This is a genomic window from Bacteroidota bacterium, assembly GCA_017303975.1.
Taxonomy (GTDB): Bacteria; Bacteroidota; Bacteroidia; order JAFLBG01; family JAFLBG01; genus JAFLBG01.
In genome coordinates this window covers 62,340-73,700 of sequence record JAFLBG010000011.1, presented here as the reverse complement: position 1 = coordinate 73,700, position 11,361 = coordinate 62,340, and the positions used below count along the sequence as shown (strand labels likewise).

The following is an 11,361-nucleotide window of genomic DNA, read 5'->3' as shown; positions in this document are numbered from 1 at the left end:
GATTAAAAATATTAATAAATTAGCACATTAAAATTAATCTTATGCGTATTCTTCTTCTTATCATTATTTCTGCGTTATGCGCTTGCACTACCCCTATAAAATATTCAGATGTAAAAGTCAACAATCAATTTAGCATACACGTTCCTGATTTTATGCAGCCCACAAATGAAATACACCAAAAAGCAGCATTGCAATACCAAAATTTAGAAAAAGAATTTTATTTACTTGTTATAAACGAAAGCAAAGAGCAGATGAAAGCTTATGACCTAGATTATGATTTAGATTCGTATTATAAAAATATTGTATCAACACCTTTTACAGAACAATTAAAGAATGGAAAAGTGAGTATGCCGGGCAGAATGGACATACACGGAAAAAAAGCACTTATTTCCGAAATAACAGGAAATATTAATAATGCTGACATTTACTATAAACTAACTGTAATAGAATCTCCTGAACACTTCTACCAGGTTGTTACCTGGACAAAAGCTGAAAACAAAGAAAAAATGAGCCTTGTAATGGACTCTGTTATCCAATCCTTTAAAGAAATAAACTAGTTTCTATTCATTCGAATCAAGGAACGCACTATTTATTCCTATTCGAATTCCAAATTGATTAAATGTTGTGTTGCTAAAAGAACTAACCAGTTCAACACGAAAAATTCGTACGATATTATCTATTCCATATCCTAGCTCATAATAACTGTTTGATGTAGAAGTATACAAATAGCTGCAAAATAAATTTTCCTTAATCGCTTTATCTCTGATATAGGCAATCTGTGAAAACAAAAATTTTCTTGTTTGAAAATGTGCAGATGCCTGTACAAAATAGTTGTTGGTAGAGTACTTATAATACGGCAGCAACCTATATCCCAATAAGTTTGGCTGTATAATTGTTTGATTACCCATAAAATGGTTGTAATCTGGGAAATTCATTTTCCTATTATTAATAAAAAATCCACCTCTGCATCCTAAATCCAATGTTGCTCTAATTCCAATTTGTCGAGTTGTGGTTATACCTGCTTGAACCAAATCGAAATCAACGGAACTACCCAAAATAGCATTCCATCCTTTTGTATAACTAAACGAAAGCTCGGTGAGTTGCTTTTCTATTGATTCTTTCTTTCCATTTACAATTCTATATTTTTTCCAAGGCTGGTATTTTATTTCTGCAAAAGATGTAAGCGCTGTATAATTTGAAAATGTAGTAAGTTGAAGCTCTTCACTATATGGCGAATTAGAAGTAAATGCTCTCTCCTTATAGTCAAACCAAGGCTTTGCAGTAGGACTATTAAAAAGTTGATACCTACTTGCCAATTCCGATGAAAAAGAGAAACTAAATTTATCCGACACTGCTTTATCTATACCCAATTGCAAGTATTGTTTTTCATATAGTTTAGCATAACTTCTCTCTCCCATCAATGTGTAAAGCGAATTAATATAGTGAATGATTGGATTACGGCTATTCAATTGTGAAACAAACAATCCTCCCTCTAAATATAAGCTACCTGGTTTATGCTTAGAACCATATTCGTATTGTATTTTAGCTTTCCCGCTATATTTTTCTCTTGCAAACGAATATCTTCCGGTTGGAGCAACAATAAAACGTTTTCCATTCTTACATTTCTTTCTATATTCTGTTCTTAAATTTAAAACATACCCCTCAACTGTATTAAACTCCAATCCGGCAATTGGAGATAATATCTCAATAGATTGAGAAGAGTCGATCTTTATTGTTTGCGTATTGAAAATAAATCCCCAATTAAACGACTTAGATTTTTTGCCTTTAGAGGCAGTGGTGTCTTTACTTGCTCCTGTAATACTTGTGTCCTTAATTGTATAATCTCTCTGTTCCTCAAAAGACAAAGGAATACTGCGCACATTGGCCCAATACAAACTATCTTTTCCATAAGCACTGCTATCTACCTCCAGCGTATTGTCTTCCAGAATATCTGCTGATTCTTGTTTTTTTTCTTCTTCCTTTTCATAGGCTTTCATCATTTTACGCATACCGCGCAAACTCAGTTTTTTTTCTCCACTTAGTATTTTTTCAAAATCCTCTTCTTGTCTTGCTTTTACTTTAGTTACTTCAGCAGCCTTTTCCGGCTCTGACTTAATGTCAATCAATTCTTTAGGAGGCGCTACTTTTTCGTTGATTTTTATCTTATAGTTTTTAGTTGTTGCATGGTACTTAGCTTCAAAATCAATACCCAATGGACTTCCAGACAACACATAGCTATGTGCTACTGGCAACCATATTTTATCTTGCACCTCAAGATACACTTGATTTATTATTGCATTTATTCCCTCTTTCTTCACTTTTAAACTTACGCTTTGTATGCTCCATAAATTTTCCAAAATATTTATAGTTCCTTCAAAGAGATTATCTCCTTTGGATTTTGGAGTAACTCTAATTTTATTTATTTGATGAACACCATCAAAATAAGAGCCTTCGAACTTAAATGAATAATAGGAAAACGCTTTGGGAGATAGCGGAGAAACAGCCTTATTTACTAAAGGTTTATAAAAGCTACTGTTGATATAACCCACAGGGCTTGGTAAGCTATCTTCGAAGTTAGAACGAACAGACAACACTCGCTCTTTAAATGTATTGGGGTGTTTGAAAAATATTTGACTAGTGCTTTCAACAAAAAAAATCTTTTGTTTAATTTTTTCTATCTCTGCTTTATCTTGTTTGTTGGCTAATTTTTCAATTAACCAGGGTAAATCATTTAGCTTGGCATTCCCACGCATATACACATCTGCGCTGTACTCTAACAATTGATGTTCGTAAAATTTAGCCATGGATATAGCTTTTCGCATAATTGTGTATGCAGGATCTTCGGTATTCTTTCCAATTTTAATTTCGCCTAAATTATACGAAACCTCTTTCAAAATTATATTTAGCTCTACCTTATCTTTTTCGATTCTAATTTTTTGATTCTCGTTTGCGTAGCCCAAACAATGAAACACCAACGTGTAATCGCCCTCCGGCAATTTCATTTCAAAATAACCGTCTATATTACTTGCTACGCCCGACTTCAATTCCTTTACATAAATTCCGACAAAAGGCAGCACTTCGCCTTTATTTGTTAGCGTTGTTCCTTTTATGCCTCCGGTTTGTGAAAAGCTAGATATGGATAAAAAAATAAAATAGATAAGTTGCTTTAACTTCATTACTAATACATATATTTTTCACTTCACTTAGATTGACAACACCACATCATCAGTTACTACTAAAAAATTCCTGTATAATTAAATGGTGTAATCGACAGAAGTTCTTTTCTAACGGAATCCTTAATTGCTAGTGATTTAACAAACTGATGAATTTCCTTTTGTGAAATTTGAGTTGTACTACGTGTAAGCTCCTTCAATGCTTCGTATGGCTTAGGGAAACCCTCTCTTCTAAGGATAGTCTGTATCGCTTCGGCTACCACCACCCAATTCTTTTCTAAATCAGCATCAATAGTCGGTTTGTTTAATTCGATTTTCCCTAATCCTTTCAACAACGATTCATACGCAATTAGAGTATGCGCAAACGGCACACCAATAGCACGAGTAACGGTAGAATCTGTTAAATCACGTTGAAGCCTTGACACTGGTAGTTTTGCCGACAAATGCTCAAATAGTGCGTTAGCTATGCCCAAATTGCCTTCCGAATTTTCAAAATCTATCGGATTAACCTTATGCGGCATTGCCGAAGAGCCTACTTCATTTTTATTAATCTTTTGCTTGAAATAGCCCATGGAAATGTACTGCCAAAAATCTTTATTCAAGTCTAATAAAATTGTATTGATTCGCTTCAAGCAATCAAACAGCGCAGCCATATTATCGTAATGCTCAATTTGCGTAGTGTATTTCAACCGTTTCAATTGCAAATTTCTATTCAAAAAAGTTGTAGCAAACTTTTCCCAATTGGTCGCAGGATAAGCCACAGCATGCGCATTGAAATTTCCGGTTGCTCCTCCAAATTTACCACAATAGTCGATTTTACGTAATTGTTGCAGTTGAGCTTCCAGCCTTTCTATAAACACTGCAATCTCTTTTCCAAGTTTAGTGGGCGATGCAGGTTGTCCATGTGTGTGTGCCAACATAGAAACAGGTAGCCACGCTTTTTTCAGCGCACTAAGCTTTTGCACAACCTCTCCAATTTTGGGCAAAACAACTTCATTAACGGCATGCTTAATACTTAAAGGAACTGCAGTATTATTAATATCTTGAGAGGTAAGCCCGAAATGCACAAATTCCTTTTCTTTACTCAATCCAATTTTATCAAACTCCTTCTTTAAAAAATATTCAACAGCTTTCACATCGTGATTTGTCACTTTTTCAATGTCCTTTATTTCTTGGGCATTCTTACTTGAAAAATTTGAGACAATAGAACGAAGTGATTTAGTTTTAGCAGAAGACAGCGGCTTTAATTGTGGCAATTTAGCATTGGACAGCGCTATAAAATATTCTACCTCTACAAAAACTCTGTATTTGATAAGTGCATACTCTGAAAAATAGTTGGACAATGGTGTTGTTACTTTTCTATATCTGCCATCAATAGGCGATGTTGCTGTAAGTTCTGTTAGTTGCATATTTAAAAATACTAAATTAATTCGCTATTACATTGCACCTATTCCAATTGACCCTATTGCAGTTAAATGCTAGGTGCTATTTTACTTTCTCAAATACCTCTATCAGCTTTTTTTGTTCATTCTCCCAACAAAGTTCTTCGGCAGCTTTTATACAATTCTGTTTCCAAATTAAAAGTTGCTGCTTATTTACAAAAATCGAATTTATAGCATCAGAAATTTCCTTAGGAGCTACCGTTTGAACGCACGTTCCAACTTGATAGGCATCAACAACTTTCCTCAACTCTATCAAATTACTTGTCAATACGGGGGTTTGAGCCTGTATGTAATCGAATATTTTATTTGGCAAACTGTATTTGTAATTCAGGCAAGTGTCTTTATCTAAGCTAACACCCAGATCAGCACATTGAGTATACTTTATAAGCTCCGAGTATGGCTGCTTAGCAATAAATTTTACTTTTTGCGAAAGCTGCAACTGCACTGTTTTTATTTTCAGTTTTTCAATAACATCACCACCTCCAATAATGAGTAACAATGCATTATCAATAAACAACATAGCCTCCACTAACTCTTCCGCACCTCTATTTATATTAATACCTGAGCCCTGAAGAATAATTATATTCTTATCATCAGGCAATTCAAGCATGCTACGAGTCACATTATTTTTAAGTGCAATACGTCTAGGAATATTTCTTACTACGTGAAAGTGAACATTGTATTTTCCCTCTAAAATTTCCGCAATTGAATTATTAACCGTGTATGTATATTTCAATTTTGGAACAATACTTCGTTCAAGATATTCCCATATTCTCTTCTTAACCGGATTATTTTGAAGCTCTGGAACTTCTGTAAATAGCTCATGACTGTCATACACTAATTTAAACCCTCTTAATTTAGCTGCTACATAATTAGCTGCAAGCGTATCTAAATCATTCGCCAACAAAATTTCTGATTTAGAAAATAACAACATAAAAAATAGTCGCAAATTATACTCTAAATAAAAAAGAGGTCCTGCAGTAAAAAGCAATAGCATTCTTTTGGTCTCGAATGTCCACTCTTTGGGAATAGGAAGGCTATTAGGAAGCTTGCGTCCAATTAAAAAAACAGAAAAACCCATTTCCTGAAGCGTACCGCAAACTTTATTTACACGTTGATCGGTAACTAAATCATTCGTTACCGAAACAATTATTTTACGCCTATTTTGTGGAGGATGCATTTATTATTCTTAAGCCAATAATTTATGTGCAAGATAAAACACTTATATAAAATAATAGCTAGTATTATCATATTTGTATATTTATATACGCTATGCAACTACAAAACAACATTTCGTTAAAACCTTATAATACCTTTGGTATTGATGTTAATGCAAAATTTTTTACCGAAGTAAGCTCCGAAGAAAACCTAAAAGAAGTGCTTTCTCACTTCAAAAACGAATCGAAATTAATTTTGGGAGGAGGAAGTAATATTCTGTTTACAAAAAATTTTGAAGGGGTTGCCATTAAAAATAATTTCAAGGGAATTGAGCTTATAAACGAAGACCCCAATTTTTTTTATGTTAATGCTGCAGCAGGTGAAGTTTGGCACGAATTTGTTTTGCACTGCATAAATAATAATTATGCCGGCATAGAAAACTTATCTCTTATCCCGGGTTGCGTAGGAGCAAGTCCAATGCAAAACATTGGAGCGTATGGAGTAGAAATAAAAGACACGTTTCATTCGTTAGAAGCAATACATATTCAAGAACTAACAAAAAAAACATTCACTAAAGAAGCGTGTAAATTCGGATACCGCGAAAGTATATTTAAGCACGAAGTAAAAAACGAATTTGTTATTACATCTGTTACATTTCGTTTAAATAAACAGCCCACTTTTAATACTAGCTACGGTGCTATTGAACAAGAATTAGAAAAAATGAAGATTACCATACCTTCTATAAAAGCAATAAGCGAAGCTGTTTGCGCCATACGAAGAAGTAAACTTCCCGACCCCAAAAAAATTGGAAATGCAGGGAGCTTTTTCAAAAATCCGGAAGTTTCTTCTCAACTAGTTGAAATTATAAAACAAAAACATCCATCCGTTCCCGCATATCCACTAGAAAATGGACACTACAAACTGGCTGCAGGTTGGCTTATAGAACAAGCTGGATGGAAGGGTAAGATAATCAATAACTATGGAGTACATAAAGACCAAGCTCTAGTACTAGTTAATTATGGAGGCGCATCCGGAATAGACATTTATAATTTATCGCAACAAATTCTAGATTCTGTTTCCGACAAGTTTGGAGTACTGCTAGAAAGAGAAGTAAACATATTGTAAATCAGCAGATTATAAATAAAATACCTGATTCTACTTGCTATCCCTCTTGACAAACCGATTATTTTGAGGTATATTAATCGTACCCAAATTTCCTCCCTATGAAAGCAATTGTAAAACTAATCGGTTTTGCTTCTTTGGTGTTGGCTTATAGCCATCCAATGGAAGCTCAATGTAATTTTCCAACATTATCTTCTCCCAATATTTGTGCAGGACAATCAACGTCAATTGTTGCCCCAGCAGGATTTCGCTCTTATAATTGGTCTTCCGGAGAAACGGTTAATTCTATTACAGTTACGCCTGCTACTACTTCTAATTACGATTGTACTGTAACCTGCTATGGCACTGAATTAATTACAAATGGAGGTTTTGAATCCGGCAACACCGGATTTTTTTCCGGACATAATTATACAACTCCCAATGGAGGACTTCCCGAGGGAGATTACACTATTGCAGCTGATTCCAAACAAGCATGTACGTGCTTTAACACAACCGCTCCGCACACAGGCAATAATACAATGATTGTAAATGGCGCAAACGCAGTACAAACAGTTGTTTGGCAACAAACAATTACTATTACTCCCAATACCGACTATGAGTTTTCCACTTGGATGATAACAAACTCAAATCCTGCACCATACGCCAATTTACAATTTTCTATAAATGGACAATTGTTAGGAAATATTTTTGTTGGCGTACCTTACAACCAAGGATGGAAGCGCTTTTTTGAAACATGGAAATCTCCTGCGGTAGGCACTACGGCAGTTATATCTATTTTAAATATGATTGTAGCAGCCAAGGGAAATGATTTTGCGTTAGATGACATTTCTTTTCGTCCATACTACTCGCAAACTCAATCGTCAACAGTAACTGTAAATCCAGTACCTACTGCAGATATTTTATTCCCTGCTGTAGCATGCGAAAACACAGCTCTTCAATTAACAGATGCTACAACCGGAGCAACCATAAATAACTGGCAATGGGATATTAATAACGATGGCAGTGTAGAATATTCAACTCAAAATCCATCGCATACATTTACAAGTGCCGGCAATAGTGATATCAAGCTTTCGGTAGTTAGTGCTGCTGGATGCTCTAGCAATGTTGTTAAAAGTATAACCATAAATGCATTACCTGCTGTTGCATTTACAGGCGATGTTGTTCAAGGCTGTGGCCCATTGTGCGTTAATTTTACACACACTACTGCAAATGCTGCGTCTGTTGCGTGGTCGGCAAGTGATGGATTTTCAAGTACAAATGCTACTGCCAATAATTGTTTTGCTCCAGGAAATATGTATAATGTAACACTAGCTATTACAGACAATAATGGTTGCAGCAACTCTCTTACTAAATCAAATTACATAGATGTATTTCCATTACCAGTTGCTGATTTTAGTTACACCCCTCAACCGGTAACGATTCTAGACCCAATAATTCAAATAACAGATAAATCTGCGGGAAGTACCATTTGGAAATATACATTTGGAGATGGGAATAATTCATCCGAACAAAATCCGGAACATGTTTATGACCCGGCAGATACAACCACCTACATTGTCACCCAAATAGTAGAAAATAGCTATGGATGCAAAGACTCTATAAAAAAAGCAATCAATATCAAGCAAGGATTTGCCATATATATTCCAAACGCAATTACACCAAATAACGATGGAACCAACGACATCTTTTTACCGGAAGCTATTGGTGTGGAAGAATTTGAAATGTACATTTTTAATAGATGGGGCGAGATTGTTTTCAAATCGACAGATATAAAAACAGGATGGAGTCCGAGCAATACGCCAATTGATACCTACGTCTATTTTATAAAGGCAAAGAGTGTATTTAGCAAATCGTATTCTTACAGAGGCAGTGTAGCTTTGGTAAATTAAATTTTCTCGAATTTTCAAACGTAGAATTACGTTTGCTTGCATCGTACAACTTATCACACTTAAGTTACTACTAAGTTTAGCAAATTTAACCTTGCTTATAATTCTTATATGACAGCTATTTTTATTATTTTCGATACCCTATTCTTACATAAGAGGGAGTAGCAATTATATATGTGGTCAGCATTAGCAAGAATAATTTTACGTAATCGATTTTACTTCCTGCTCGGATTAGGTGTGATAACTATTTTTATGGGCTACATGGCCACTAAAATAGAGCTTTCTTATAGTTATGCACGTGCTTTACCAGTTAATGATGAATCGTATTTGAACTACGAAGAGTTTAAAAAATTATACGGAGAGGATGGAAATGTGGTGGTTATTGGTGTTCAGGACAGCACCATTTTCTCATTGAACAAATTTAACGCATGGTACGACTTAGGCGATAGAATATCGAAAATAGATGGCATTAAGAATGTAATGTCTATAGGTCGTTTATATAACATTGTGCGCAACGATAGCTTAAGCAGATTTGATTTTGTTCCATTACTTTCTTCTAAACCTAAATCTCAGCATGAGCTTGATAGCATCAAAGGAATAATATACTCGCTGCGATTTTACGATCAGTTGTTTATTAATAAGGAAACTCACGCCACTATAATGGCACTAACGTTCGACCAATCTAAATTGAATTCCAAGTCGAGGTTAGATATTGTTGATGAGATTGATGCTGTTGTCGCTAAGTTTCAAGAGGAGCAGCATACAGAGGTGCACTTGAGCGGAATGCCCTACATCCGTTCTAAATTTATGAAGAAAGTATCAGGAGAAATGAAATTGTTTCTGGTGCTTGCCTTGTGTGTTACAACACTTATTTTATGGATTTTCTTTAAATCGTTTAATTCTGTTTTTTATTCCCTAATTGTGGTAGTGGTTGGTGTTATTTGGTCGTTAGGAATATTAGCATTGTTTGGGTATAAGATTACAATTTTATCTGGGCTTATTCCTCCGCTTATTATAATTATAGGTTTGCCAAATTGTATTTTCTTAATAAATAAATACCAGGAGCAGCTGCTTATTCATGGCAACAAAATGAAGGCTCTTACCCGAACCGTAGAGAAAGTAGGACTTTCAAATTTTTTGGCCAACATTACTACCTCTATAGGGTTTGCGGTATTTTACTTTACCAATAGTACATTGCTCATGGAGTTTGGTTTGGTTGCTGCCATAAACGTAATGGCAACTTTTACTGTAGCTATGATATTTATTCCAATTATGTTTAGTTTTTTACCAACACCATCTATTAAACACACTAAGCATTTAAGTGGGAAAAGAATTAATTGGATGCTAGAGCTGGTAGATAGATTGGTGCACAATCATCGTAAGAAAATTTATTTAATTATCACCATCATTACCGCTATTTCATTGTACGGAATGACCAAAATAAATGTGATTGGATATGTAGTGGATGATTTGCCAAAGAAAGACCCTATTTATACCCACTTGCGGTTTTTTGAAGAAAACTTTAAAGGTGTTCTCCCGTTTGAAGTATCTATCGACACCCAAAAAGAGAATGGCGTATTTAGCGACAATGCAACTGTTTTATATAAAATAAATTCGTTGCAAAAGATTTTTAAAGAGTATCCCGAATTTTCTAAACCGGTTTCAATTGTGGAGGCTGTTAAGTTTTCTTACCAAGCCTATAAAGATGGGGAAGCTAAATACTATATTCTACCTGGAAGTACGGAGCTTAAGAATTTAACCGAATATACTTCCAGTGTGAAGGGACAGGAAAACAAACTTGCAAATTTTATTGATAGTACCAAGCGATATACTCGCGTAAGCTATCAAATGTCGGATGTTGGTTCTGTTAGAATAAAAGAGCTGATGTTGGAGATTCAGGTAAAAATAGATTCTATTTTTAACCCTAGCGAATACAAAGTTGCACTAACCGGGTTTAGTTCTGTTTTCCTAAAAAGCAACGATTATTTATTTTATCATTTATTTGTAAGTCTTTTAATAGCCATTGTATTAATACTTTTAATCGGAATGGTTTTGTTTCGCTCGGTAGCAATTATCGTGTTGTCTAAATTACCTTGTCTAATCCCATTAGTAATGACAGCGGGCATCATGGGCTTTTTTGATATTCCTTTCAAATCATCAACCATTTTAATATTTAGTATTGCTTTTGGTATTGCATCCGATGGCACGATATACATATTAACAGAATATCGCCACCAGTTGCGAAAAAATAAACGCAGCAGAGGAATGATTTCTAAAGCAGTTTCGCTAACAATAAAAGAAACCGGATTGAGCATGATTTACACGGCCGTTATTTTATTTTCCGGCTTTGCTATTTTTGCAGCCTCTAGTTTTGGCGGCACACAAGCATTAGGGATTTTAATTTCTATTACACTACTGGTGTCATTAGTAACTAATTTAGTTTTGCTGCCATGTATTTTACTATCGCTAGAAAAACGTATTGCTACTAAAGAGTTTATTGAAGAGCAATCGCTACTAGATATTGAAGAGGACGAAAAAATAGGTGGCGAGGAGCTGGAAGAGTTTCAAGAAAAACACTAA

Annotated in this window: 7 protein-coding genes; 4 read left to right on the top strand and 3 right to left on the bottom strand. The window is 34.8% G+C overall.

The features are described 5' to 3' along the window. The first annotated feature begins 41 nt into the window (after window positions 1–41). On the top strand, window positions 42–557 hold the full coding sequence (locus J0M08_06080; protein ID MBN8702612.1) for a hypothetical protein: 516 nt from the start codon (window positions 42–44) through the stop codon (window positions 555–557). A gap of 3 nt (window positions 558–560) precedes the next feature. On the opposite strand, the gene J0M08_06075 is transcribed toward J0M08_06080, so the two are convergent. From J0M08_06075 to J0M08_06065, 3 genes are all read right to left on the bottom strand, one after another. Beyond that, window positions 561–3,176 carry a carboxypeptidase-like regulatory domain-containing protein gene (locus J0M08_06075; protein ID MBN8702611.1) on the bottom strand — a complete coding sequence of 872 codons (2,616 nt, stop codon included), beginning with the start codon at window positions 3,174–3,176 and terminating at the stop codon, window positions 561–563. A gap of 59 nt (window positions 3,177–3,235) precedes the next feature. Next, on the bottom strand, window positions 3,236–4,582 hold the full coding sequence (gene purB, locus J0M08_06070; GenBank protein ID MBN8702610.1) for an adenylosuccinate lyase: 1,347 nt from the start codon (window positions 4,580–4,582) through the stop codon (window positions 3,236–3,238). Between the two features lie 76 nt (window positions 4,583–4,658). Next, window positions 4,659–5,795, bottom strand: a complete 1,137-nt coding sequence (locus J0M08_06065; protein ID MBN8702609.1) for a glycosyltransferase — start codon at window positions 5,793–5,795, stop codon at window positions 4,659–4,661. Window positions 5,796–5,887: 92 nt separating this feature from the next. On the opposite strand from J0M08_06065, the gene murB reads away from it, so the two are divergent. From murB to J0M08_06050, 3 genes are all read left to right on the top strand, one after another. Next, window positions 5,888–6,898, top strand: a complete 1,011-nt coding sequence (murB, locus tag J0M08_06060) for a UDP-N-acetylmuramate dehydrogenase (protein MBN8702608.1) — start codon at window positions 5,888–5,890, stop codon at window positions 6,896–6,898. 98 nt (window positions 6,899–6,996) lie between these two features. Then, window positions 6,997–8,784 (top strand): gliding motility-associated C-terminal domain-containing protein, encoded by a 1,788-nt coding sequence (locus J0M08_06055; protein MBN8702607.1) that lies wholly within the window; start codon window positions 6,997–6,999, stop codon window positions 8,782–8,784. A gap of 171 nt (window positions 8,785–8,955) precedes the next feature. Continuing rightward, complete coding sequence (locus J0M08_06050; protein ID MBN8702606.1) at window positions 8,956–11,361, top strand: MMPL family transporter; 2,406 nt, start codon at window positions 8,956–8,958, stop codon at window positions 11,359–11,361.